This window comes from Paracoccus marcusii, assembly GCF_006151785.1.
GTDB lineage: Bacteria > Pseudomonadota > Alphaproteobacteria > Rhodobacterales > Rhodobacteraceae > Paracoccus > Paracoccus marcusii.
This window is the reverse complement of record NZ_VDDD01000049.1, coordinates 1-24,810: the sequence shown is the minus strand read 5'-3', so window position 1 is coordinate 24,810 and position 24,810 is coordinate 1. Positions and strand designations below refer to the sequence as shown.

The 24,810-nt window shown below is 68.1% G+C and carries 27 protein-coding genes; 14 read left to right on the top strand and 13 right to left on the bottom strand.

Annotated elements, in window-relative coordinates:
• Window positions 1-317 precede the first annotated feature (317 nt).
• Together lysM and FHD68_RS09590 are read left to right on the top strand one after the other, a co-directional pair.
• Window positions 318-824: a peptidoglycan-binding protein LysM gene (lysM, locus tag FHD68_RS09595; RefSeq protein ID WP_127897329.1), complete on the top strand. Its 507-nt coding sequence runs from the start codon at window positions 318-320 to the stop codon at window positions 822-824.
• 161 nt (window positions 825-985) lie between these two features.
• On the top strand, window positions 986-2,869 hold the full coding sequence (locus FHD68_RS09590) for an acyl-CoA synthetase (protein WP_139085595.1): 1,884 nt from the start codon (window positions 986-988) through the stop codon (window positions 2,867-2,869).
• Between the two features lie 19 nt (window positions 2,870-2,888).
• Here the strand turns inward: FHD68_RS09590 and FHD68_RS09585 are convergent, their stop codons facing one another.
• Genes FHD68_RS09585 through accD form a run of 3 tightly spaced genes read right to left on the bottom strand, consistent with a single transcriptional unit; the run spans window position 2,889 to window position 5,545 of the window.
• Window positions 2,889-3,254 (bottom strand): DUF983 domain-containing protein, encoded by a 366-nt coding sequence (locus FHD68_RS09585; protein ID WP_045982397.1) that lies wholly within the window; start codon window positions 3,252-3,254, stop codon window positions 2,889-2,891.
• 26 nt (window positions 3,255-3,280) lie between these two features.
• On the bottom strand, window positions 3,281-4,549 hold the full coding sequence (locus tag FHD68_RS09580; RefSeq protein ID WP_139085593.1) for a bifunctional folylpolyglutamate synthase/dihydrofolate synthase: 1,269 nt from the start codon (window positions 4,547-4,549) through the stop codon (window positions 3,281-3,283).
• Between the two features lie 54 nt (window positions 4,550-4,603).
• On the bottom strand, window positions 4,604-5,545 hold the full coding sequence (gene accD, locus FHD68_RS09575; protein ID WP_045982399.1) for an acetyl-CoA carboxylase, carboxyltransferase subunit beta: 942 nt from the start codon (window positions 5,543-5,545) through the stop codon (window positions 4,604-4,606).
• A gap of 88 nt (window positions 5,546-5,633) precedes the next feature.
• On the opposite strand from accD, the gene cls reads away from it, so the two are divergent.
• The gene (gene cls, locus FHD68_RS09570; protein ID WP_127897326.1) at window positions 5,634-7,061 is read left to right on the top strand and encodes a cardiolipin synthase; all 1,428 of its coding nucleotides are present in this window, start codon (window positions 5,634-5,636) and stop codon (window positions 7,059-7,061) included.
• On the opposite strand, the gene FHD68_RS09565 is transcribed toward cls, so the two are convergent.
• Window positions 7,062-7,523: an Lrp/AsnC family transcriptional regulator gene (locus FHD68_RS09565; protein WP_045982401.1), complete on the bottom strand. Its 462-nt coding sequence runs from the start codon at window positions 7,521-7,523 to the stop codon at window positions 7,062-7,064.
• Window positions 7,524-7,642: 119 nt separating this feature from the next.
• Between FHD68_RS09565 and FHD68_RS09560 the strand changes: the two genes are divergently transcribed.
• From FHD68_RS09560 to FHD68_RS09530, 7 genes are all read left to right on the top strand, one after another.
• Window positions 7,643-8,434 carry a phenylalanine 4-monooxygenase gene (locus FHD68_RS09560; RefSeq protein ID WP_127897325.1) on the top strand — a complete coding sequence of 264 codons (792 nt, stop codon included), beginning with the start codon at window positions 7,643-7,645 and terminating at the stop codon, window positions 8,432-8,434.
• A 13-nt stretch (window positions 8,435-8,447) separates the two neighbouring features.
• The gene (locus tag FHD68_RS09555) at window positions 8,448-8,786 is read left to right on the top strand and encodes a 4a-hydroxytetrahydrobiopterin dehydratase (protein WP_127897324.1); all 339 of its coding nucleotides are present in this window, start codon (window positions 8,448-8,450) and stop codon (window positions 8,784-8,786) included.
• A gap of 136 nt (window positions 8,787-8,922) precedes the next feature.
• Window positions 8,923-9,708, top strand: a complete 786-nt coding sequence (locus FHD68_RS09550) for a DUF6478 family protein (RefSeq protein ID WP_127897323.1) — start codon at window positions 8,923-8,925, stop codon at window positions 9,706-9,708.
• Between the two features lie 10 nt (window positions 9,709-9,718).
• On the top strand, window positions 9,719-10,111 hold the full coding sequence (locus FHD68_RS09545) for a hypothetical protein (RefSeq protein ID WP_127897322.1): 393 nt from the start codon (window positions 9,719-9,721) through the stop codon (window positions 10,109-10,111).
• A 108-nt stretch (window positions 10,112-10,219) separates the two neighbouring features.
• A complete protein-coding gene (gene nspC, locus FHD68_RS09540; protein ID WP_205963194.1) occupies window positions 10,220-11,314 on the top strand; it encodes a carboxynorspermidine decarboxylase in 1,095 nt (364 codons plus the stop codon).
• Between the two features lie 35 nt (window positions 11,315-11,349).
• Complete coding sequence (locus tag FHD68_RS09535; protein ID WP_139085591.1) at window positions 11,350-12,576, top strand: saccharopine dehydrogenase family protein; 1,227 nt, start codon at window positions 11,350-11,352, stop codon at window positions 12,574-12,576.
• A gap of 204 nt (window positions 12,577-12,780) precedes the next feature.
• Window positions 12,781-13,947, top strand: coding sequence for an AI-2E family transporter (locus FHD68_RS09530; protein ID WP_240542459.1), 1,167 nt, complete (start codon window positions 12,781-12,783; stop codon window positions 13,945-13,947).
• 52 nt (window positions 13,948-13,999) lie between these two features.
• On the opposite strand, the gene FHD68_RS09525 is transcribed toward FHD68_RS09530, so the two are convergent.
• Window positions 14,000-14,416, bottom strand: a complete 417-nt coding sequence (locus FHD68_RS09525; RefSeq protein ID WP_045982408.1) for a pore-forming ESAT-6 family protein — start codon at window positions 14,414-14,416, stop codon at window positions 14,000-14,002.
• Between the two features lie 304 nt (window positions 14,417-14,720).
• Between FHD68_RS09525 and FHD68_RS09520 the strand changes: the two genes are divergently transcribed.
• Entirely contained in the window at window positions 14,721-15,056 is a 336-nt protein-coding gene (locus FHD68_RS09520; RefSeq protein WP_052714780.1) for a hypothetical protein, read from the top strand.
• Window positions 15,057-15,110: 54 nt separating this feature from the next.
• Here FHD68_RS09520 and FHD68_RS09515 read toward each other — a convergent pair whose 3' ends face one another.
• The 8 genes from FHD68_RS09515 to FHD68_RS09480 all read right to left on the bottom strand — a co-directional run bounded on the left by FHD68_RS09515 (window position 15,111) and on the right by FHD68_RS09480 (window position 22,210).
• Entirely contained in the window at window positions 15,111-15,542 is a 432-nt protein-coding gene (locus tag FHD68_RS09515) for a MarR family winged helix-turn-helix transcriptional regulator (RefSeq protein ID WP_127897318.1), read from the bottom strand.
• A gap of 56 nt (window positions 15,543-15,598) precedes the next feature.
• Entirely contained in the window at window positions 15,599-16,606 is a 1,008-nt protein-coding gene (locus FHD68_RS09510; RefSeq protein ID WP_127897317.1) for a YeiH family protein, read from the bottom strand.
• A gap of 39 nt (window positions 16,607-16,645) precedes the next feature.
• Window positions 16,646-17,692, bottom strand: coding sequence for a TRAP transporter substrate-binding protein (locus tag FHD68_RS09505; protein WP_127897316.1), 1,047 nt, complete (start codon window positions 17,690-17,692; stop codon window positions 16,646-16,648).
• Window positions 17,693-17,712: 20 nt separating this feature from the next.
• Window positions 17,713-19,002 carry a TRAP transporter large permease gene (locus FHD68_RS09500; protein ID WP_045982414.1) on the bottom strand — a complete coding sequence of 430 codons (1,290 nt, stop codon included), beginning with the start codon at window positions 19,000-19,002 and terminating at the stop codon, window positions 17,713-17,715.
• Window positions 19,002-19,595, bottom strand: coding sequence for a TRAP transporter small permease (locus tag FHD68_RS09495; protein ID WP_127897315.1), 594 nt, complete (start codon window positions 19,593-19,595; stop codon window positions 19,002-19,004). The genes FHD68_RS09500 and FHD68_RS09495 overlap by 1 nt, the downstream gene beginning before the upstream one ends.
• A 65-nt stretch (window positions 19,596-19,660) precedes the next feature.
• Window positions 19,661-20,167, bottom strand: a complete 507-nt coding sequence (locus tag FHD68_RS09490; RefSeq protein WP_045982416.1) for a flavin reductase family protein — start codon at window positions 20,165-20,167, stop codon at window positions 19,661-19,663.
• On the bottom strand, window positions 20,164-21,054 hold the full coding sequence (locus tag FHD68_RS09485) for an aldo/keto reductase (protein ID WP_127897314.1): 891 nt from the start codon (window positions 21,052-21,054) through the stop codon (window positions 20,164-20,166). The genes FHD68_RS09490 and FHD68_RS09485 overlap by 4 nt, the downstream gene beginning before the upstream one ends.
• Window position 21,055: 1 nt before the next feature.
• Window positions 21,056-22,210 carry an LLM class flavin-dependent oxidoreductase gene (locus tag FHD68_RS09480; RefSeq protein ID WP_127897313.1) on the bottom strand — a complete coding sequence of 385 codons (1,155 nt, stop codon included), beginning with the start codon at window positions 22,208-22,210 and terminating at the stop codon, window positions 21,056-21,058.
• A 123-nt stretch (window positions 22,211-22,333) separates the two neighbouring features.
• Between FHD68_RS09480 and FHD68_RS09475 the strand changes: the two genes are divergently transcribed.
• From FHD68_RS09475 to FHD68_RS09465, 3 genes are all read left to right on the top strand, one after another.
• Complete coding sequence (locus tag FHD68_RS09475; RefSeq protein WP_244297810.1) at window positions 22,334-23,017, top strand: GntR family transcriptional regulator; 684 nt, start codon at window positions 22,334-22,336, stop codon at window positions 23,015-23,017.
• A gap of 9 nt (window positions 23,018-23,026) precedes the next feature.
• Window positions 23,027-24,133, top strand: a complete 1,107-nt coding sequence (locus tag FHD68_RS09470; protein WP_371705721.1) for a Gfo/Idh/MocA family protein — start codon at window positions 23,027-23,029, stop codon at window positions 24,131-24,133.
• Between the two features lie 88 nt (window positions 24,134-24,221).
• Window positions 24,222-24,810: cytochrome b (locus FHD68_RS09465; protein WP_139085588.1), on the top strand; the 589-nt coding region annotated here is incomplete at its 3' end.

Below are 24,810 nucleotides of genomic sequence, written 5' to 3'. Positions count from 1 at the left end.
CGGCGCCGTCGCGCCGCATTGCGCGGGTCCGGGCGGGCCGACCTGGACCGCGTGGGGGTCGTGTCCCACCGGCGCCTGCGGGGTGGCCGCGCATCCCGCCAGCAGCGCCGCGCCCAGGATCATCAGCGATCCCCGTCCGTATCCTGTCCAGTTCGTCATGCCCTGCGGTGACCCCGTTTCCAAGCGCGCCTTGGTTCTTATAGCCGCCCCGGGTTAACAAGCGCTTTCGCCCCGATGCGGCCATGGCGCCCTGGTTTGGCGGAACCGTGCCGACATGGCGGTCGTTCGGTGGCGGAACATCACAAGGACCTTTGCACATGGCCATCTGGGATTTCGTGAAAGACGCGGGCAAGTCGGTCTTCGGCAAGGCCGAGGCCGCCACGCTCAAGCCCGCCGTCGCGGCCCCTGCCGCAGCCCCCGCCGCCGCGCAGCCCGCGGCCCAGGACGACACGCAGCGCAAGGTCGCGGCGCTAAAGGCGGAACTGCGCGCGCTGAACCTGGACGGCGACGACGTGCACCTGCGCCTGCGCGGCGACACGGTGGTCGTCGAATCCAAGGGTGCCGACCGCGAGACGCTGGAGAAGCTGATTTTGGCCGTCGGCAACATCGAGGGCATCGCCAAGGTCGAGGCCGACCTGCCCGCCGATGCCCCCCAACCCGTCTTCCACACCGTGAAGAAGGGAGAGACCCTGTCCGCCATCGCCAAGGAGCACCTGGGCAACGCGAACAAGTACGCCGCGATCTTCGAGGCGAACCGCCCGATGCTGAGCGATCCCGACAAGATCTATCCGGGCCAGGTCCTGCGCATTCCCGCTGCGGACTGACCACCCCGGTTGGACCGCCATGACGCCGCGTCGGCCATCGGTTGACGCGGCGTTTTCACATGCGGCGGACCGGTCGGGACTTGCCCCGCCCGGCCTTGTCGGACCATCCTGACCCGCAGGGAGGGGCCGCAGCCGATGCGGCCCGACAGCAGGGGGACCAGATGGGCAAGTTCGGCAGCTATGCGGACCGCGACAGGATCGAACAGGAAGGCAGCTTCGACGCGCGCGGCCTGCCGGTCACGATCTATGAATTCCTGTCGCGTACGGCCGAGCGGTTCCCGCAGCGGCCCGCGATCTCGTTCCAGCTGCTGTCGGGGCCCAAGGATCACGCCGTTACCCTGTTCTGGCAGGACCTGCTGGAACGCGTGACCGAAACCGCCAACCTGTTCCGCAGCCTGGGCGTGGGGCCAACCGACACCGTCGCGTACCTTCTGCCCAACAGCATCGAGACGCCGGTGGTCCTGCTGGCCGGGGCCACGGCGGGGATCGTGAACCCGATCAACCCGCTGCTGGATGCAACCCAGATCGCCGGCATCCTGCGCGAGACGAATGCCAAGGTGCTGGTCACGCTGAAGGCCTTCCCCAAGACCGACGTGGCGCAGAAGGCCGCCGAAGCGGTGGCCCAGGCCCCGAACGTCACCCATGTGGTCGAGGTTGACCTGAACCGCCATCTGCGCGGCCTGAAACGCTTTATCGTGCCGCTGATCCGCCCCAAGGTGAAGGTCCGGCACAAGGCCAAGGTCCTGGATTTCGAGGCCGCCACCAGCGCACGCAAGCACACCGCCCTGGAATTCGACGACCCCAAGGCCGACCGCGTCGCGGCCTATTTCCACACCGGCGGCACCACCGGCACGCCCAAGGTGGCCCAGCACAAGTACAGCGGCATGATCTATAACGGCTGGCTTGGGGGGACGCTGCTGTTTGACGAGACCGACGTACTGATGTGCCCGCTGCCGATGTTCCATGTCTTTGCGGCCTATCCGGTGCTGATGTCCTGCATCGCGTCAGGCGCGCATGTGGTGATGCCCACGCCCGCCGGATACCGGGGCGATGGGGTCTTCGACAACTTCTGGAAGCTGATCGAGCGGTGGCAGGCGACGTTCCTGATCACCGTGCCCACGGCCATCGCCGCGCTGATGCAGCGTCCGGTCAACGCCGATGTGGGCAGCCTGAAGACCGCCATCTCGGGTTCGGCGCCGCTGCCGATCGAGCTGTATAACCGCTTCAAGGCGGCCACCGGGGTGGAGATCGCCGAAGGCTACGGCCTGACCGAGGCCACCTGCCTGGTCAGCTGCAACCCGGTGGACGGGCTGAAGAAGGTGGGCTCGGTGGGCATCCCGCTGCCGCACACGCATGTGCGCATCCTGAACCACGACGATGCGGGCCGGGTGCATGAATGCCCCACCGATGTCGTCGGAGAGATCTGCGTCGCCAATCCCGGCGTCTTCCCCGGCTCGACCTATACCGAGGCCGACAAGAACCATAAGCTGTTCGCCGACGATCGGTACCTGCGCACGGGCGATCTGGGCCGGATCGACGCGGACGGCTATCTGTGGATCACCGGGCGGGCCAAGGACCTGATCATCCGCGGCGGCCACAACATCGACCCCGCCGAGATCGAGGAGGGGATGCTGTCGCACCCCGCCGTCGCGTTCGCCGGCGCCATCGGCCAGCCCGACGCCTTCGCGGGCGAACTGCCCTGCGTCTATGTGGAACTGGTTGGCGGAGCCACGGTGACCGTGGACGAACTGGCGGCCCATGCCCGCGACCACATCCATGAACGCGCCGCCGTCCCCAAGCATATCGAGATCCTGTCGGAACTGCCCAAGACCGCGGTCGGCAAGATCTTCAAGCCGGACCTGCGCCGCCTGGCCATCAGCCGCGTCTATGACGCCGCCCTGCAGGGCACCGGCGCCCGCGTGGTCGAGGTGCGCGAGGACAAGAAGCGCGGGTTGGTCGCCCGCCTGTCGCGCGAGGGCAACGTCGCCGAGGATCAGGTCCGCGAGAGGCTGGGCCAGTTCACGACGCCCTGGGACTGGGCGTGAGGGCGGGGACCGGGGGCCGTCAGGCGCCCCGGTCCTGTTCGTCCTTGGCCCACAGATAGCCGATGAAGGCGCCCTTGATCAGGCGCAGCAGCACCAGTGTCATCACCGTGGTGATCAGCCCGGTGACCGCCAGCAGCGTCGCGGGTTCGGGGCGCCAGACGTTCCAGATGATGCCGAACAGCGGGATCAGCACCAGCAGCATCACCGTCATGGTGAAGAACGCGGGCCCGTCCGCCGCCGGATAGCGGGACAGGGGCGCCTGGCAATGCGCGCAGACCGGGTTCACCTTCAGATAGCCCTGCATCAGCTGCCCCTCTCCGCAGGAAGGGCAGCGGTTCATGACGCCCCGCAGGATGGCGGCGCGGCTGTCTCGGATCTGGGTCATGGGCTGTCCTTGGGTTCGGGCGTGGCCTAGCCGTTGTCGCGCAGGATGCGCCCGGCCAGATACAGGGATCCGCAGATCAGGATACGCGCGCCGGGGTGGCGGGTCACCAGCTGTTCCACCGCCTGCGCGGCATCCTGGGCCACATGCGCGGTCATGCCGACCTGGCGCGCGGCGTCGGCGGTCTGGGTGGCGGGCAGGGTGTTCGGCTCTCCGGGGATGTCGATGGCGGTCAGGCTGGCGGCGTGGTCGGCCAGCGGACGCAGATAGCCCGCGACATCCTTGGTGTTCAGCATGCCGCAGACCAGATGCGTCGGGCGTGCGGGCATCGCGGCCAGGGTCGCGGCCAGCGCCTGCCCCCCCGCCGGGTTGTGCCCGCCGTCCAGCCACAGCTCCGCCCCCTGGGCCAGATCGACCAGCGGACCATGGCGCAGGCGCTGCATCCGGGCCGGCCATTCGGCCTGCGTTACGGAGGCGCGGGCCTGCGCGTCGGTGGCGCCAAGCGCGCGCAGGGCGGCCAGCGCGGTGCCCGCGTTCTGGACCTGGTGCGGGCCGATCAGCTTCGGGCGGGGCAGGTCCCACAGCCCGTGATCGTCCTGGAACACCATGCCGTCGCGTTCGGGCTGGATCATCCAGTGCTGGCCATGCGCGACGATGGGCGCGGACAGGCCCATGGCGCGCGCCTCGATCACGCGCAGGGCATCATCGTCCTGGGGGCCGACGATGACGGGGACGCGGGGCTTGATGATGCCGGCCTTTTCGGCGGCGATCAGGGGCAGCGTCTCTCCCAGGTACTGGGTGTGGTCGATCGAGACCGGCGTGATGACCGTCAGGCGCGGCGCGTCGATGACGTTGGTCGCATCCAGGCGCCCGCCCAGTCCGACCTCCAGCAGGGTGAAGTCCGCGGGGGTGCGGGCGAAGGCCAGGAAGGCTGCGGCGGTGGTGATCTCGAAGAAGGTGATGGGCTGGCCGTCATTCGCGGCCTCGACCTGGGCCAGCAGGTCGGCCAGGGCGTCGTCCTCGATCAGGGTGCCCGCCAGGCGGATGCGTTCGCGAAACTGCGCCAGGTGCGGCGAGGTATAGGCATGGACCCGCGCGCCCCCGGCCTCAAGGCCTGCGCGGATCATCGCCTGCGTGCTGCCCTTGCCGTTGGTGCCCGCGATGTGGATCACCGGGGGGATGGCACGTTCGGGGTTGCCCAAGGCCGCCAGAAGGCGGTGCATTCGGTCGAGCGACAGGTCGATCACCTTGGGGTGCAGCGCCATGAGGCGCGACAGGATCGCATCGGATGTGGTCATGTCATGCACCGGGGGCCAGCCCCCGGACCCCCGGGGTATTTCGACAAAGAAGAATTACTCGGCCGGGGCCGGCGCAGGCGTGGGAGCCGGCGCCGGGATCGGGTCGTTGACCGGTTCGGGCGCTGGCAGGTCGGCGCGGGTGGGGGCGGGCAGGCCGCCCAGCATCCGCAGGATCGAGACCAGTTCGTCGCGCAGCTTGCCGCGATGGGTCACGCGGTCCAGCATGCCGTGTTCCAGCAGGTATTCGGCGCGCTGGAACCCTTCGGGCAGCTTCTCGCGGATCGTCTGTTCAATCACGCGCGGGCCGGCAAAGCAGATCAGCGCGTTGGGTTCGGCGATGTGGATGTCGCCCAGCATGGCATAGCTGGCGGTGACGCCGCCCGTGGTCGGGTGGGTCAGCACGACGATGTAGGGGATGCCGGCCTCGCGCAGCATCTCGACCGCGACGGTGGTGCGGGGCATCTGCATCAGGGACAGGATCCCCTCCTGCATGCGGGCGCCGCCCGCGGCGGAGAAGAGGATCATCGGCTTTCTAACCTTGATCGCCCGTTCGGCGGCCGCCACGATCGCATTGCCCACATACATGCCCATGGACCCGCCCATGAAGCTGAAGTCCTGGCCCACGGCGATGACCGGGGTGCGGCCGATCTCCCCCTCGGCGACCAGCATGGCCTCTTTTTCGCCGGTGGATTTCTGCGCGGCCTTCATGCGGTCGGGGTATTTCTTCTGATCGCGGAACTGCAGCGGGTCTGCGATGGGCTCGGGGACCTTGACCTCGACGAAGGCGCCGCCGTCGAACAGCGCACCGAAGCGGTCGCGCGGCGTGATCGCCATGTGGTGATCGCAGTTCGTGCAGACGTTCAGGTTGTCCGACAATTCGCGGTGGAACAGCATCGTCCCGCATTCGGGGCATTTCGTCCACAGGTTCTCGGGGACTTCGCGCCGCGAGAACAGCGAGTTGATGCGCGGGCGGACGTAGTTCGTGATCCAGTTCATCGCGAATGGCCTTGGCTGTTTCAGGCCCCCAGATAGGGCCCCACGCGGGGAATTGCAATTGCCGGGGGGGCGGCTGATGATGCCGGGCATGTGGACGACCCTGTTCTTTTTCACGCACACGACCCTGTCGCTGGTGATCATCGCCCGCGTGCTGCTGCGTCCCAGGGTCGAGCCCTCGGTGCGGCTGGCCTGGATCATGGTCGTCGAGGCGGTGCCGCTTTTGGGGATCGCGGCCTATCTGCTGTTCGGAGAGGTCCGCATGAAGCAGGCCGAGGTCCAGCGCATGTCCGACGTGCGCGACCGCCTGACCGGCCTGCGCACCGCCGTGCCCGCCGTCCGCGCCGACCGGTCCGACCCGGCGGGCCCGATCATCGCCGCGAACGAGGCGGTGGGCGGCATGCAGGCCGTCCAGGGCAACAGCCTGCAGCTGCTGGAGGAGAGCGACGGGGCGATCGACGAGCTGGTCGCGGCCATCGATGCGGCGACCGATCACGTGCATCTGCTGTTCTACATCTGGCTGCCCGATGCCAGCGGCACCAAGGTCGCCCAGGCCCTGTGCCGCGCCGAGGATCGCGGCGTGCAATGCCGTGTCATCGTCGACGCCCTTGGGTCGCGGTCGCTGGTCCGGTCGGAGCTGTGGGACCGGATGAGCCAGGCGGGCGTGGAATGCGTCACCGCCTTTCCCTGGGGCCTGCCCTTCATCAGCATCCTGTTCCAGCGTCTGGACTTGCGCAACCACCGCAAGATCCTGGTGATCGACAATGCCATGGCCTTCACCGGCAGCCGCAACTGCGCGGACATGGCGTTCGCGATCAAGGCGCGCTTTGCCCCTTGGGTCGACATCCTGGTTCGGGTCGAGGGACCGGCGGTACGCCAGCTGCAGGGCGTCTTCCTGTCGGACTGGATGAGCTATACCGGCCGCGATCTGGGCCCCATGCTGCAGCCGGTGGCGCCGGTTGCCGATCCCGGCGTCGCGGCGCAGGTGGTGGCCACCGGCCCCGACCTGCGCGCGGGCAGCGTGTCGGACTGCCTGTCCGCGATGCTGCATGCGGCGCGCGACCGGGTGGTGATCACCACGCCGTACTATGTCCCCGACGATGCGCTGGACGCGGCGATCCGGGCAGCGGCGCGGCGCGGGGTGCAGGTCACCATGATCCTGCCCGCCCGCAACGACAGCCTGATCGTGGGGGCGACCAGCCAGGGCTTCTATTACGGGCTGCTGGCCGCCGGGGTCCGGCTGATGCTGTTCCGCGACGGCCTGCTGCATTCCAAGATCCTGACCGTGGACGGGCGCATGGCGATGATCGGCAGCGCGAACCTGGACCGTCGCAGCTTCGAGCTGAACTATGAGGTCAACATGGCGGTCTATGATCCGGAATTCGTCGGGCTGCTGGATGCGCGGCAGGCCAGCTATGTCGCGCGGGCCGACGCGATCACGCTGGACCAGGTGCGCGCCTGGTCGCCGTGGCGGCGCATCCGCAACAACGCGCTGGCGCTGGCATCGCCGCTGCTGTGATCACAGGGGCAGGGCGGTCGTGTATTTCGTCTGACGCAGCACGAAATGCGTCACCGTGCTGCGGATGATGCCCAAGGACAGCATCCGGCGCATCAGGAAATGTTCCAGCCCCTCGGGGTCGGTCGCCACGATCTTCAGCTGATAGTCGAAGGTGCCGGTGATGGTCGCGCATTCCAGGATCTGCGCCTCGGTCTGCACGAAGCGGTCGAACCGCGCCAGCGTCGCCTCGGTATGGTCCAGCAGCGACACCTGGACATAGGCCAGGGCATGCAGCCCGGCCTTGGCCGGCGGGACCAGCGCCACCTGCCGGTCGATCACCCCGGTCTCGATCAGCCGCCGCAGCCGCCGCCACGCGGGCGATGTCGACAGGCCCGCCGCATCGGCCAGCCCCTGGGTCGACAGGGTCGCGTCCTGCTGCATCAGGCGCAGGATGCGGCGGTCGGCATCGTCCAGATCGGGCATCGGTTTCCTCTGTTTCGGCGGTCTGCGAAATGATGTGCCGCCAAAGCCGGATGGACAACCCATTCCGGCAAGGTTTTTCCCCCGCATCCGGTAATCTGGACCGCAGAGGAGGACGTGCCATGCCGAAATCGACCGAATATGCCGCCAAGGTCGCCGACGACCGGGGTTTCATCGCCTATGACGCCGAGGAGGATGCCGTCTGGCGCGACCTGATGGCCCAGCAGTTGCCCGCCGTGCGGGACCGGATGGCCTCGCCCTATCTGCGGGGTCTGGACCTGCTGGACCTGCCGCAGGTCCGCGTGCCGCAATGCCCCGAGGTGTCGGCCAAGCTGGGCGCGCTGACCGGGTGGCGGGTGGAACCCGTGCCGGCGCTGATCGGGTTCGGGCGGTTCTTCGGCATGCTGGCCGACCGGACGTTCCCGGCTGCCAGCTTCATCCGCAAGCGCAAGCATTTCAACTACATCGAGGAGCCGGACATCTTCCACGAGATCTTCGGCCACACGCCGCTGCTGACCGATCCGGCCTTTGCCGCCTTCAGCCAGGCCATCGGCGCGGCGGGAACGCGCTGCGACAAGGCCGATTATGCCTGGCTGATCCGCCTGTATTGGTTCTCGATCGAATTCGGGCTAATGCGCGAGGATGGCCAGCTGAAGGCCCTGGGATCGGGGCTGGCCAGTTCGGTCACCGAACTGCCCTGGGCCATTTCCGGGCAGGCGGAACAGCGGCCCTTCGACGTGATCGACATCCTGCGCACGCCCTATCGGATCGATATCCACCAGCCGGTCTATTTCGTGATAGACGATCTGGACGACCTGTTCGCCGCCGCCCGGCGCGACCTGCTGGCCGACATCGCCCAGGCCCGCGCCCTGGGGCTGCACGCACCGAAATACCCGCCCAAGACCGCCGCCTGAAAGGACCGATGCCATGACCACCTGCGATCTTGCCGCCCGCGACTGCGAACCCTGCAAGGGGGGCGTGGCGCCGCACGACCCTGCGACCGCCGCCACCATGCTGAACCGGCTGACGGGCTGGACCCTGTCGGACGATGCCACCGCCATCACCCGGCGCTTCACCTTCAAGGGGTTCGCCAAGGCGGTGGAGATGGCGAACCTGGCCGCATGGCTGGGCAACAAGCAGGGCCACCATCCCGACATCGCCTTCGGCTGGGGCTATTGCGCGGTGACCTTCACCACGCACGAGGCCGGCGGGCTGACCGACAACGACTTCATCTGCGCCGCCCGGCTGGACGCGCTGGTGGCCTGAACGGCACGCGTCAGGGTTGTCCGGCGGCCCGTCACGGTCTATCCCCAAGGCCAGAGGTTTCCAGCATACGGGCCGTGCCGCATGACGAATCGTCGCCTTGTCCGGGATGACCGGCGCCAGACCGGGGGTCGCGTCCATGTCGCGCCATGAGACTAGCTGGCTGTCGCGCCGCCGGCGCGGCCATGCGGCCCGGCAATGGTCGCGGATGCTGAAATCGGTCACGCGCCGCGACCGGCCCCTGGATCCCGACCTGCGCGACGAGGCCCGCGACCTGCATCAGGTGCTGTCGCGTCTGCTGCACGCCGCCGACGCGCGCAGCGTGGGCGCCCGCGATTCCCTGTCGCGCATCGATCTGCCGGCGGGCACCGACTGGCGCTGGCGGCCCCAGATCCTGCAGGCGCGCCATGCCGCCCCCGCGCTGATCGCCCCGGAAGCGGGCCGGTGGCTGTCCCCCGAGGTGGCGCTGTTCCACGACTGCGCCGAACGTGCGCTGATCCTGCGGCAGGTGCGCAACCGCCGCGCCACCGACCTGTCCGATTACGGGCTGGCGCTGGAGGTGATGGGGTTTTCCGGAAGCTTCCTGTCGTTCTCGCTGTCGCTGCCGGTCGAGGCGCTGCGTGATCTGGGCGGGCATCACATCATCCGGCTGGACGCGACGCTGCAGGCGGAACGCCCCATCGCGGTCTATGCCCGGCTGAACATCCAGCAGGGTCCGAACACCGAAACCATGCTGCGCAAGATGGGCGAGCCGATCGAGGGCCGCCACTGCAACCGCATCGTCGAGTTCGACCTGGGCTATGCCGAACTGTCCGCCCGGTCGGTCGAGAAGGCATGGCTGGACCTGATCTTCGAGGCGCCCTTCATGAACGCGGTCGGCCTGCGCGATGTCATCCTGTCGCGCCATCCCCGCGCCCAGATCTGAGGATATGGCCATGCCGCATTTCGACAATCACGGCCTGAAGGGCGGCGTCTGGCGCGGCGCGCTGACGGGCATCGACGCACCCGGCATCCGGGTCGTGCTGATTCAGCACGCCGAGGTCCTGGCCGAGGCGCGCGTGACCGCCGACGGCCCCGGCCGCTGGCTGGTCGAGGCGGACCTGCCGGCCCAGGTCCTGTCGGACGGGGTGCAGACGCTGCTGCTGAAGACGGCGGCGGGGCCGGGACCGGACAGCGGGCCGGACGGGTATGTCCTGGCGCGGCTGTCGCTGATGGCGGGCCAGCCCCTGGACGAGGATCTGACCGCCGAGATCGCCGCCCTGCGGGCCGAGCTGGAACTGGTCAAGCGAGAGCTGCGCCGCTTTGCCGCCGACCTGACGGGGCGCTAGGTCCCGTCACCCGGCCGTCATGGTTCCTTGCGAAAAGCGGGGGGCGTGGCTATATCGCGGCTTCGCGACCCGCCCCCCGTGTTTCTTGACGTAAGGTTGACCATGACCCTGCCGCAGACGCCGCATTACCTGATCGACATGGCCCGTCTGCGCGCCAACATGGAAAAGGTCGCCCATCTGCGCGAGGCGTCGGGCGCCAAGGCACTCCTGGCGCTGAAATGCTTCGCCACCTGGTCGGTCTTCGACCTGATGCGCGACTACATGGACGGGACCACGTCCTCGTCGCTCTATGAACTGCGCCTGGGGCATGAGACCTTCGGCAAGGAGACCCACGCCTATTCCGTGGCCTGGGCCGATCACGAGATCGACGAGGCGGTGGGTTACGCCGACAAGATCATCTTCAACAGCCTGTCGCAGCTGGACCGTTTCGGCGCCAAGGCCGCGGGCATCGCGACCGGCCTGCGGCTGAACCCGCGCTTTTCGACCAGCGGCTTCGATCTGGCCGACCCGGCGCGGCCGTTCTCCCGCCTGGGCGAAGGCGACGTGGAGCGGCTGGAATCCGCGCTGGATCGCATCAGCGGCGTGATGATCCACTACAACTGCGAGAACGGCGATTTCGACCTGTTCGACCGCCAGCTGACCCGGATCGAGGACGAGTTCGGCACGATCCTCAAACGCCTTGACTGGGTGTCCCTGGGCGGCGGCATCCACTTCACCGGCGAGGGCTATCCGCTGGACCGGCTGGCCGACCGTCTGAAGGCCTTCCAGGACCGCTTCGGCGTGCAGGCCTATCTGGAGCCCGGCGAGGCCAGCATCACCAACACCACCACGCTGGAGGTCAGCGTCCTGGACATCATCGACACCGGCAAGCCCGTGGCGATCGTGGACAGCTCGACCGAGGCGCATATGCTGGACCTGCTGATCTATCGCCAGGACGCCCGCCTGCCGCAGGAGGGTGACCACCGGTACCAGATTGCGGGCAAGACCTGTCTGGCGGGCGACATCTTCGGAGAGGCGGGCTTTGACCGGCCCCTGCAGATCGGCGACCGGGTCAGCATCCAGGATGCGGCCGGATACACGATGGTCAAGAAGAACTGGTTCAACGGCGTCGCCATGCCCGCCATCGCGCGCCGCGAGGAGGACGGAACGATCCGCACCGTCCGCAGCTTCGGTTACGACGAATACAAAGGCAGCCTGTCCTAAGGCCACCCATCCTCTGCCACCTGAAGGAGACAGAATTGGCGAAGAAGAACGTGCTCATCATCGGTGCGGGCGGCGTGGCGCAGGTCACGGCCCACAAGGTCGCGCAATGGGCGGCCGAGTTCGGCGACCTGCACATCGCGAACCGCACGCAGGCCAAGGCCGACTCGATCATCCAGTCCTTGCGCGAGAAGGGTCATGACATGGCCTGGACCAGCCACGCGCTGGACGCCATGGACGCGGACGCGGTCGAGGCGCTGATCCGGCAGGTGGATGCGGGCATCGTCATCAACGTGGGCACGGCCTTCATCAACATGACCGTCCTTGAGGGCTGCATCCGCGCGGGCGCGGCCTATATCGACACCGCCATCCACGAGGACCCGGCCAAGATCTGCGAGACGCCGCCCTGGTACGGCAACTATGAATGGAAGCGCCGCGAGGACGTGGCCAAGGCGGGCATCACCGCCATCCTTGGCGCGGGCTTCGATCCGGGCGTGGTCAACGCCTATGCGCGCCTGGCCGAGGACGAGTATTTCGACAAGGTCGACAGCATCGACATCGTGGACATCAACGCCGGGTCGCACGGCCGCTGGTTCGCCACGAATTTCGACCCCGAAATCAATTTCCGCGAGTTCACCGGCACAGTCTACTCCTGGCAGAAGGGTGCCTGGCAGGAGAACCGCATGTTCGAGGTCGGCCGCGAATGGGACCTGCCCGTTGTGGGCAAGCGCACCGCCTATCTGTCCGGCCACGACGAGGTCCACAGCCTGTCGGCCCGCTATCCGCAGGCCGACGTCCGGTTCTGGATGGGGTTCGGAGAGCATTACATCAACGTCTTCACCGTCCTGCAGAAGCTTGGCCTGCTGTCGGAACAGCCGGTCACGCTGGCCGACGGCACCGACGTGGTGCCGCTGAAGGTGGTCAAGGCCGTGCTGCCCGACCCGGCAAGCCTCGCCCCCGACTATGAGGGCAAGACCTGCATCGGCGACCTGGTCCGCGGTACCCGCGACGGCAAGGAGGCCGAGGTCTTCATCTACAACGTCGCCGACCACAAGGAGGCCTTCGAAGAGGTCGGCAGCCAAGGCATCAGCTATACCGCGGGCGTGCCGCCGGTCGCGGCGGCGATCCTGATCGCGCGCGGTCTGTGGGACGCGGGCAAGATGGCCAATGTCGAGGATCTGCCCGCGCGACCCTTCCTGGAGCTGCTGGGAGAGATGGGCCTTCCCACCCGCGTCATCGACGCATCGGGCGATCATCCGGTCTGATCCAGGCCGATCCGGAATAACGTGAACGCGGCGGTTCGGAACATCCGGGCCGCCGCCTGCGTTTGCGCAGCACACGGGTGCCACCGGCGTTGGGGAACGCGGCGCCCGCATCGGGGGTTCGACATGCCAGGTCCTGAAGGACATCTTTTTCCACGGTTTTCACAACGCGCCGACAGCAAGGTCCCGGTTCTGGCGAACTGGGCCGTGATCGGCATCTTCCTGGTCATGGCCTTCGCCGCCATCGCTGCGGGACGCGATTTCCTGATGCCCGTCACCATGGCGATGCTGCTGTTCTTCGTCTTCACGCCCCTGCGCCGATTTGCCGAACGCCGCGGCATCCCGGATGCGGCGACGGCTGCGGGCATCACCCTGTCGATCCTGCTGGCCGTGGGGGTCATCGCCTATGCCGCCAGCGGCCCGCTGAGCCGGGCGATGAGCAACATGCCCATCATCAGCGCGCAGCTGGAGCAGAAGTTCGACAGCGTCCGCGACAGCCTGTCGGACCTGCGCGAGGCCGCCGCACGCATCGACGAGGCGCAGAACACCGATCCCGGCCCCGAGGAACCCCCCGCCATCCGCATCCAGCAGGAGGGCGAGACGACCCTGGGCACCGTCATGCACATGGCGCCGCTGCTGATGGGGCAGGTGTTGTTCACACTGATCCTGCTGTTCTTCCTGATCGCGTCCGGCGACCTGCTGTATCTGAAGATCGTCCAAAGCTTCGACCGCATGCGCGACAAGCGCGGCGCCTATCTGGCCCTGCGCCAGATCGAGGATTCGCTTGGCAACTATCTGGGCGCCATCACCATCATCAATGCGGGGCTTGGCCTGGCGGTGGGGCTGACGATGTGGGCCTGGGGGATGCCGGGCCCGCTTCTGTTCGGGATCGGGGCGTTCCTTCTGAACTTCATCCCCTATCTGGGGGCGATCACCGGGGTCGCCATATCGGGCATCGTGGCGCTGGTGGTGATGCCAGGGCTGTTCTGGCCGGCGATGGTCGCCGCAAGCTACCTGGGCCTGACATCGCTGGAGGGGCAGATCATCACGCCCTACTTCGTGTCGCGGCGGCTGCAGATGAACACGGTCGTGGTGTTCCTGGGCGTCGCGCTGTGGGCTTGGTTGTGGTCGGTCATCGGGATGATCATCGCGGTGCCCGTGCTGGTGGTGATCCGCGTGCTGGCCGAACACATCCCCGGGTGGGAGAAGTTCGGCAACTTTCTGGCGGGCGACGAACCCCCCGCCCTGACCGACGAGGACGAGGACGAGGCCCGCGAACTGGTCGAGGCGGGTGCCGCCGCCGAGGATGGCCCCGCCGCCCGCGCGGTCACGGCCGAGCTGGTCGCGACCCACGACGCCACCGATGCGCCATAGAAAAACGGGCCGGCGATCGCCGGCCCGTTTTCCGTTGTCATGGGCGTAAGGCTCAGCCTGCGGGCAGGGTGGGCGCGATCTCGTTCACAGCGGCCTCGATCTGCTGGCAGGTCGCCTCGACGGTGCTGCCGCGCTCTTCGACGGCATCGGCCAGGGACACCTCGGTTCCGCCGACGGACACGGTGCCTTGGGCGCCCTTCTCCTCGGCGGCGCTGCCGACGGCCTCGTCACCGCCCTGCAGAAGGCCGACCAGCTTGCCCTGGGCCTCGACGGCCTCGGCACCGGTGAAGCCCTGCTCCTGGCAGTACTGCAGGATGCCCAGCTGATTGCGCGCGGCCTCGTACGTGGTGCCGGGATCGGCGGGGGCGGTCTGCGCGGGGGCATCCTGTGCGGGCGCTGCGGCATCCTGGGCGACAACGGCGGCGGGCAGCAGGCCCAGACCCATGGCGAATGCGATCTTGCGGATCATGTCGTTTCCTTTTTCTGCGTACCCGGTGGTGATCCGGGCAACGTCGGCAGGACGCTAGACCGAGCGATCGGGAATGACCCGATCCGCACCGTCCATGACCTCCATACCGGCAAGACCCTGCCTGAAACCCGCCCTGGGATCGCCGGATCTGGGCAGGTTCCGGCGCAGGCTGTTTACCCCCGATCACATCGGCACACGAAATCATCAGCAGCCCCCGTGACACGGGCGTGATTGAACCGTTCGTCCGCCCAAAGGTTGGGTGCGTGACAGCGGCATCGACCGCAGCGAATCACAGGAGAGTACGATGACCAATCCGATCGCATCCCTGAAGCTGGGTGGCGTGGCCGCCGTCCTGACCGCCCTAATGGCGACGGCTTCCCTGGCCCAGACCGCCGTGCCGACGGAGGGGATGACCACCATGGAGGAGGTCCAGTTCCCGACCCTGGACGGGTTCGCGACCGACCAGGAGGTCATCGACAGCCTGTCCGCCCAGGGCTACGAGAATGTCGTCGTCCTGCGCGGCCCCGAGACGCTGATCGTCAGCGGGGAACGCGGCGGCCTGCCGACCGAGTTGATCTTCAGCGCCACGGACGGGACGCTGCTGATGGTCGACGGGATCGAGCCGGTGACCGACGGCTGATCCGATGATCTCTTGTTGAACAGGCCGGGTCATGTGCCCGGCCTTTTTCATGGGTCACGGCGCGTCGGGATCCTGCGCCAGCTGGTCCAGCGCCGCGGACAGGGCGGCCGCGTCAGATCCCAATTCCGCCAGCAGGCGATCCTGAAACGCTTGCGCGACCTGGCCCAACCGGTCCATCAGATCACGCCCTTGCGGGGTCAGTTCCAATACGATCAGGCGGCGGTCGCCCGCATGGTCCGACTTGGCGACCAGCCTTGCCTGTTCCAGCCGCGTCGCCGCCCGGCTGACGACCGACTTGTCCAGATTGACGCGGGTGTGGATGTCGCGGACGCTGACGGAACCGGAATGGTTCAGATGCGCCAGCACCCGCCATTCGGGAATCGTCAGCCCTGCTTCGGCCGCATAGAGGCGGGCGAAACGGCGGCTGACCTGCTGGGCCGCGACGGCCAGGCGATAGGGCAGAAAGTCGTCCAAGTGAAAGGCCATGATCCCCTCCGGTCCGGATCAGATGGCCCGAAAGCGGGGCAGGGGGCAACCGCCCGTCACACCAGTCCCAGCATCAGCGGCACCGCGATCAGCGTGGCCAGGGCGGCGGTCTGGACCAGAAGCATGGCGATGGCGGCGGCGCCGACCTGCGCCATGCGCGCCAGCGCGGTCTTCATGCCGACCGCGGCCACGGCGGCGACCAGCAGGGCCCGCGACAGGGTCGAGGCGGCATCGGTCACGGGCAGCGGCACCAGATGCGCCGAATTCGCCGCCGCCAGCACCAGAAACACCAGCACGAAGCCCGGCAGCAGCGGCGGGCGCGCGGCCCCCGCGGGCGCGGCACGGCGCAGGACCAGCGCCGCAATCAGCACGACGGGCGCCAAGAGCGTCACGCGGATCAGCTTGACCACGGTGGCGATGTCGCCTGTCTCCTCGGAGACGGAATAGCCCGCGCCCACGACCTGGGCCACGTCATGGATCGTGGCACCCAGGAACAGGCCGGTCTGATGCTGGTCCAGGCCCAGGCCCGCCGCCAGCATCGGATAGACGATCATCGCGAAGGTCGACATGACCGTGACGGTGATCACGGTAAAGGACAGGTCGCGTTCCGCGCTGTCCCGCGCGGGCAGGACGGATGCGATGGCCATCGCCGCCGATGCCCCGCAGATCGCCACCGACCCGCCGGTCAGCAGGCCAAAGGCGCGGTCCTGGCCCAGCCTGCGCGCCAGCGCGACCGATCCCAGGATCACCGCCGCGACCGATCCCGCGACCAATGCCACGAAGGGCCAGCCGATCGCGGCGACCATGTCCAGCGACACCCGCAGGCCCAGCAGCGCGACCCCCGCGCGCAGCAGGGTGCGGGCGGCAAAGTCGATGCCGGGACCGGCGCGGTCGTCCTCGGCCAGGAAATGCAGCGGCATGCCCAGCAGGATCGCCATCAGCATCACCGGCACGCCGTAATGGCCGGACAGGAACTGCGCCGCCATGGCGACGGTGACGGCCAGCATCAGGCCGGGCGCCAAGGCGCGCGCGCGGGCGGCAAGGGGGATGTCGGTGCGGGTCATGGGCGTCCAGGGGGGCCGGGTCGCGGCCCCCGGCAGGGGTTACTGGATGTCGCGGGCGCGTTCCTCGGCCAGCGCGGTCTCGGCCTGGGACACGGCCTCGCGGAAGCTGGCCAGGATCTCCTCGCCACCGTCGACATTGCCGGTGAACCAGTCATAGACCGGGGCCGCGGCCTCGGTGAAGGCGGCCTTCTCCTCGGCCGTGGGGACATAGACCTCGCCGCCGCCGGCGCGGAACTCCTCATAGGCCGCGATGGACTTGCGCTTGGGCGACGCGAAGGTCGCCTGCTGCAGCTGGGCGAACCCGTCGACCACGATGGCGCGCATGTCCTCGGGCATCTCCATGAAGCGTTCGTTCGACATCCACCACATCGCGCCCATGTAGGCGTGGCCGTCCAGCGTCAGGTATTGCAGCCCGGCTTCGGGGAAACGCATCGACATGATGTCGGTGATGCCGTTCGCGGTGCCCTCGACCACGTTGGTCTGCAGCGAGGTGAACAGTTCCGCCCAGGGGATCGGCGTGGGCGAGGCGTCCAGCGCGCGCACCAGCTCCTGCGGCAGGTCGGCCACGACGGTGCGCATCTTCAGGCCCGACAGGTCGGCGGGCGTCTGGATGCGGCGCTTGGTGTTGGCGAAGTTGCGCCAGCCGCCGGTGTTGCCGATCGTCATCAGCCGCAGCATCCCGCCCGAATCCTCCAGCGTCATGTCGCGCAGCTGGCGGGTGAAATCGCCGGTCAAGACGCGTTCGGCCACCCGGTCGTCGGCCATGATGTAGGGCAGGTCCAGAACCTGCAGATAGGGAAACAGCCCCGCCGCCCCGTCCGAGGTCGAGATGTAGACGTCAATCGAGCCGTCGGCCACGCCCTGGAGGCATTCCGCACCGTTCGAGCAGAGCTGCGTGCCCATGAAAATCTCGACCGCGATGGCGCCGTTGGAGGCCGCCTCGACATGCGACTTGAAGACCTGCAGGCCGTCGAAATCCTCGTCGTTCTCATTCGAGTTGGCCACGGCGCGCAGGGTATAGTCCTGGGCCATGACGGGGGTGGCCAGCGCCAGGGCGGCGGCCAGGGTCAGTGCGGGTTTCAGCATGGTATCCTCCCTTGGTGGTCTCAGTCCGCAAAGCCGGTCAGGCGCGGGATGGTCATGGAAATGGCCGGGACATAGGTGATCAGGAAGATCACCAGCACCTCGACCAGCAGGAACGGCAGGATGGCGCGGGCGATGGTCATGACCTTTTCGCCCGACACCGCAGAGGCCACGAACAGCACCAGCCCCATGGGCGGCGTGGCCAGGCCCACCGTCAGGTTGACGCACATGATGATCGCGAAATGAACGCTGTCGACGCCCATGCCGGTGAAGACCGGCCCCAGGATCGGCGCCAGGATGATGATCGCGGGGCCCGCGTCCAGGAACATGCCGACGACGAACAGGAACAGGTTGATCATCAGCAGCAGGATAAGCGGGTCGGCGGTCAGCGTCAGGATCCAGTCGGCCATCATCTGCGGCGTCTGCGACAGCGAGATCACCGTCTTGAACGACATCGCCGCCCCCACCAGCAGCAGCACCACCGCCGAGGTCAGCGCTGCGCGGCCTAGGACGTCCGGCAGTTCCGCGATCTTCATCGTGCGCAGCACGAACAGGCTGATGACCAGCGCATAGACGGCGGCGACGGCGGCGGCCTCGGTGGGCGTGAAGACGCCGCCCAGGATGCCGCCCAGGATGATGACGGGGGTCATCAGCGGAAAGAACGCCTTGAGGCTGGCCTGTCCGCGCTGGCCCCAGCTTTGGCGCGGCGCGGCGATGGGAAAGTCGTAGCGGTCGGCCATGACCTTGACCGCGATCATCAGGCCCACGCCCACCAGGATGCCGGGCACGATGCCCGCCAGGAACAGCGCCGCGACGCTTTCGCCCATCACATAGGCATAGATGATCATGATCCCCGACGGCGGGATGATCGGCCCGATGACCGAGCTGGCCGCGGTGATCGCGGCGGCGAAGCGGCGGGTATAGCCCTGCTTCTCCATCGCCGGGATCAGCATGGACCCAAGCGCCGAGGTGTCGGCCACGGCCGATCCCGACAGGCCCGCGAACAGCATCGACGACAGGATGTTCACATGCGCCAAGCCGCCGCGGAAATGCCCCATCAGGGCCTGGGCGAATTCGACCAGGCGCAGCGTGATGCCGCCGCGGTTCATCAGCTCGCCCGCCAGCATGAAGAACGGGATCGCCATCAGCGGAAAGCTGTCCATGCCGTTGTAGAGGTTGCGGTACAGCAGCGTCAGGTCGCGTTCCTGTCCGTTCAGCATCAGCAGGATGCCCGGCGCCGCCAGCATCCCGAAGAACACCGGCAGGCCGATCAGCAGAAAGGTCAGGAACAGCGGCAGAAACAGGATCAGCATCACTCGGCCCCCCGCAGGCCCGCATCCAGCCCCTCGATCGGGGGCAGGTCGCGGGCGCCGCCCAACTGCGCCAGGATGCGCAGGATCAGTTCGACATTCACGGAAATCAGCAGCATCAGCCCGACCGGGATCGACGCCATCATCCAGGACCGCGGCACCCGGTACCAGTCGCCGAAATCCAGCGACGTGGGCAGGAACAGCGATGCGCTGGCAAAGCGCCCGCCCAGGCCCGTCACCTCGCGCCAGCCGATCTGCACGGCTGCGACCAGCACCACCAGCGACACGACCAGCAGGACCAGGTTCAGCAGCCGCGCGGCCGTCGCGGGCAGCATGGCGGGAAGAAAGTCGATCGCGACGAAACCCCCGCGCCGGAACGCGGTCGGCGCCATCAGGCCGGTCATCCACAGCATGCAGAACCGCGCGGCCTCGTCCGGCCAGGCCAGGGCGCTGTTGAAGCCATAGCGCGCGACGACCTGCACGATGGTCACCACGACCATCAGGCCGATGGCCACGATGCCCACCGCGCGCCCCGCGCGCAGCAGCTGTTCGTTGATCCGGGACAATGGCCGGACAAGGCCCGTCAGCAGGCGCATCTTGGGTGTCTCCTCCCCCGTTTCGTGACGGTGCCGGGCCTCCTCCTGCCCGGCGCCGCGGTCAGTCAGCCTCTGGCGATCCCGGCGATTTGCCCGCCGAAGAAGGCCAGCGGATCGCCTTCGGTGATCTGGGCGTGCAGGACGCGACCGACGATGATCATGTGGTCGCCCGCCTCGTGCATGGCGAACAGGTCGCAATCGAACCGGGCCAGGCAGCGGTCCAGCACCGGCACGCCATGCGCGTTCGCGGACAGGCCCGCATGGTCCAGCGCGTTGCGGTTGCGCGCGACGGTCCAGGCCAGATCGGCCTGGTCGGCGGCCAGCACGTGGATGGCGAAATGGCGCGCCTGCGCAAAGACCGGAAAGCGGGAGCTGGCCAGCGCCGGCGACCACATCACCAGCGGCGGGTCCATCGAGATGGACGAGAAGCTGTTGGCGGTCATCGCCGCGCAGCCGCCCTCGGTCGCGGCGGTCACCACCGTGACCCCGGTCGCAAAGCGGCCAAAGGCATCGCGCAGCAGCCGCCCGTTCTGCGGATCGGGAACGAAGCTGTGCGGGATCGGTCGCGTCATGGCACCTCTTGCCCAAGGGCTGCTTGGTAAAGGCGGAACCACTGCACGCGGTCCAGCCGGACCTTTTCGGCATCGGCGATCCGGGCGATCCGTGCAAGCGAATTGGTGCCCATGACCGGCAGGATGGTCGCGGGGTGGCGCAACAGGAACGCAACAGCCACCGCCGCGCGGTCCACGCCGAATTCCGCCGCCAGCGCGTCCAGTTCAGCAGCGACGGGACCGTGACCGGTCATCAGGCTGCCGCCGCCCAGGGGCGACCAGGCCATGACCGGGTCGCGGCGGCGCTGATGAAAGGCCAGGTCGCCGTTGGTGAAGGGCTGGATCGCGGCCAGCGACACCTCGATCTGGTTGGTGACCAACCGGGTCTGCATCGACCCCTGCAGCAGCTCCACGTCCCAGGGGCGGAAGTTCGACACGCCCACCGCGCGGACCTTGCCCGATGCCACCAGCGCGTCCAGCGCCGCGCCCGTGTCGTCGGGGTCCATCAGCGGGTCGGGGCGGTGGATCAGCAGCAGGTCGATCCGGTCCGTGCCCATGTCGCGCAGCGACGTGTCGACCGCGGCGCGGATGTGATCGCCGGACGTGTCGTAATGCTTGCAGGCCGCGTCGGCGTATTTGCCGATCGGTGCGATGATGTCGCATTTCGTGACGATCTCGATCCGGTCGCGCAGGCCGGGGCTGGCACGCAGGGCGGCGCCCAGGATGCCTTCGGCGGTATAGGCGCCATAGATGTCCGCCTGGTCCATCGTGGTGATGCCCTGGTCCAGGCAGGCCTCGATCTTGGCCTGGACATGGGCGGGCGAGGTGTCGGCATCGTCGCCGATCCGCCACATGCCATAGACCAGCCGCGACAGGCTCAGATCGTCGGTCAGCGTCACACGGTTCATCTCAGCGCCTTTCGCCGGTGCCCAGGGGCGTTGCGGGGGTGGTGTCGGGCACGCGGCCCCAGACACGGTTCAACTGGCAGGTATTCATCTGGGGCAGGACGCGGCTGCCGAAATGGCAGGCCTCGTCGTTGTGGGGATAGCCCGACAGGATGAAGGCGCGGATGCCCATGCGACGCAGCTCCTCCAGCTTGGTCAGGACCTGGTCGGTCGATCCGACGATGGCCGCGCCGCAGCCCGACCGCGCCCGGCCCACGCCGGTCCACAGGTTGGGCTCGATATAGCCTTCCAGATCGGCCAGCTCTCGGTTGCGCGCCTGGCGGCTGACGCCGAGCGAGCCCGCGTCCAGCGCGCGTTCGCGGATCAGCCGACCCTGGTCATCGTCCAGCTGGCTGACAAGGTCGCGGGCATATTCGCGGGCCTCGGCCTCGGTGTCGCGGACGATCACATGGGCGCGAAAGCCGTAATCCAGCGTGCGGCCGTATTTCTCGGCCGCGGCATGGGCGGCGCGCATCCTGTCGGCGATGTCCTCGGTCTTCTCGGGCCACATCAGATAGACGTCGCAATGCTGGCCGCACAGGTCCAGCGCGTCGGGGGAATACCCGCCGAAATACAGCATCGGCCCGCCCGTCTGATAGGGCTGGACAGGATCGGTGGTCAGGCCGCTGAAATCATAGACCTGACCCTGATAGTTGATTTCGCCCTGCGTCCAGGCCTGCTTCAGGATCTCGACCACCTCGCGACTGCGCTGATAGCGGAAGGGGCTCGGCTCCTGCTGGCCGGGGAAATTGCTGCTGATGATGTTGACCGTCAGGCGGCCCTCCAGCATGTGGTCCAGCGTGGCGATGGTGCGGGCCAGCATGATCGGCTGCATCTCTCCGCAGCGGACGGCAGCCAGCATGTTGATGCGTTGGGTGATCGGCGCGCAGCCCGCGACGAAGGACAGCGTGTCCTGTCCGACCTGATAGCTGGACGGGCACAGGATGTTGCCGAAACCCTGCCGTTCGGCGGTGCGCACGATGTCAGAACAATGCGCCCAGGACGACCGCAGCGACCCGTCGGGCACGCCCAGATGGCGGTAATCGTCGGAACACAGCGCCGCGAACCAGGCGACCTCGACGGCATCCAGATCGGCTGAGGTGACGGGGACGACGGTCATGGTTTCCTCCCGGGACGGCGTCGGATTTCCCTTTGCATAGCGTCCCCCATCGTGTAAATCAATGGTGTATCAATTTACCGGGGGACGGTCGTGGCAGGGGCAGGCGAACATCGGTCGGACGCGTTGCCGATCCACCTGCAGATCACCGAGATGATGATTCGCGACATCGCCGCGGGTCGTCTGGTCGATGGCCAGAAGCTGCCGCCCGAACGCCAGATGGCCCAGGCGCATGACACCACCGTGCGGACCCTGCGCAAGGCGCTGGCCGAACTGGAGGCGCAGGGCCTGCTGGACCGTCGGCAGGGATCGGGGAACTACATCCGGGCGGGCGAACCGACGCGGGCGGTCTATTCGATGTTTCGGCTGGAACATGCGCAGGGCGGGGGCGGGCTGCCGCGCGCGCGGCTGCTGTCGGTCGGATCGCATCCCAAGGATGCCGGCCAGCCCGCCTATGGCAGCGCCGATCACGGCACCCGGTTCCGGCGCCTGCGGTTCCTGGACGACACCCCCATCGCGGTCGAGGAGATCTGGCTGGACGGCGGGGCCGGGGCCATTCCCCCCGAGATGGTGCAGGATTCGCTGTATCTGACCTACAAGCGGGCGCTGAAGCTGTGGATCACCCGGGCCGAGGATCGCGTCGGCCTGGGCACCGTGCCCGACTGGGCGCCGCCCGATTTCGCGCCCCGCCCCGGCAGCACGACCGCCTTCATCCAGCGCCTGTCCTGGGCGCAGACACAGGACGCGGTCGAATTCTCGCGCACCTGGTACGACACCGACCGCGCGCTCTACGTCCAGCGCCTCGTCTAAGGAGATCCCATGACCATGCAAGACAGCCGCGTGATCACCTATGGCGTGATCGGCTGCGGGATGATGGGCCAGGAACACCTGCGCAACATCGCCCTGCTGCCCGGCACCGCCATCGGTGCCATCTTCGAACCCGACGCCGCCATGCGCGCCCGCGCCGCGGCGCTGGCCCCCGGTGCGCGCATGGTCGACAGTGTGGCCGACCTGCTGGCGCATCCGGGGCTGGACTGCCTGCTGATCGCCAGCCCGAACCACCGCCATGTCGAACAGCTGCAGGCCGTGGCCGCGCACAGGCCGCTGCCGGTGCTGGTGGAAAAGCCGCTGTTCACCCAGGCGTCGGACGCGGCGGCGGTGGCGGAACTGGCCGCACGGCACGCGGCGCCGGTCTGGGTCGCGATGGAGTACCGCTACATGCCCCCCGTCGCCCGGCTGCTAGAGATGGCCCAGGAGGCCACCGGCGGCATCCGCATGCTGAGCATCCGCGAACACCGCTATCCGTTCCTGTCCAAGGTCGGTCAGTGGAACCGCTTCAACCGCTACAGCGGCGGGACGTTCGTCGAGAAGTGTTGCCATTTCTTCGACCTGATGCGGCTGGCGCTGGGGTCGGATCCCGTCCGCGTCATGGCCACCGGCGGGCAGGCGCTGAACCACCTGGACGAGGTGCATGACGGCCGGACGCCCGACATCTTCGACCACGGCTATGTCGCGGTGGACTTTGCCGACGGCACCCGCGCCATGCTGGAGCTGTGCATGTTCGCCGAAGGATCGCGCTGGCAGGAGGAGATCAGCGCCGTGGGCCCCCGCGGCAAGATCGAGGCCTTCGTGCCTGGTCCCACGCGCTTCTGGCCCGCGCATCTGGGCGATCCGCCCGTGGCGCAGGTCGTCGTGTCGCCCCGCGAACCCCGCGGGCCGCAGGTCCACGTGATCCCCGTGGACCCGACGCTGCTGGATGCGGGGGATCACAACGGCTCGACCTTCTATCAGCACCGGGGGTTCTTGGAACTTGTCCGCGGCCAGCGCGACCGCCCCGACGTCAGCGTCCAGGACGGCATCTGGGCCGTGCGCATGGGGCTGGCGGCGCAGACCGCGATGATCGAGCGGCGCGTCGTCGAATTGTGACGCCCCGCACAGCGGATGTGCGGCCAAGGCAGTGCCGCGCATCCGCGAAACGCGCTATCAGGGGAAAAATCCGCATCGAAGGCCCCCCATGCGCCAGAACACCAAAGCCAGCTATGGCAGCGTCGCCCGCAGCCTGCACTGGCTGACCGCCCTGATCATCCTGTCCAACATCGCCCTGGGCCTGTGGGCCGAACGCATCCCGCTGGAGCAGATGGCGCTCAAGGTGCAGGTGTTCTCGTTCCACAAGACGCTGGGTCTTGCGGCGCTGGTCGTGGCGCTGGTGCGCATCGGCTGGGCGCTGACCCAGACGCGCCCCGCCCCCGTCCACCCCGAACGCCGACTGGAGACCCTGCTGGCCGAGGCGGTGCATTGGACGCTTTACGGGTCGATGGTGCTGGTGCCGGTGACGGGCTGGATCGAACATGCCGCGACCGACGGGTTCGCGCCGATCCTGTGGCCCTTGGGGCAGGGGCTGCCGCTGGTGCCGAAATCGCCCGCCCTGGCGATGGTCATGGCCCAGGTGCACCACGTCTTTGCCTTCCTGCTGATCGGGTCGGTGGTCCTGCATGTGGCGGGCGCCATCAAGCATGCGGTGATCGACCGCGACGGGGTGCTGGGCCGCATGACGCGGGGCGTGCCCGCGGGCCGGGGCGTCGCCGCCCGCCACGCGCTGCCGG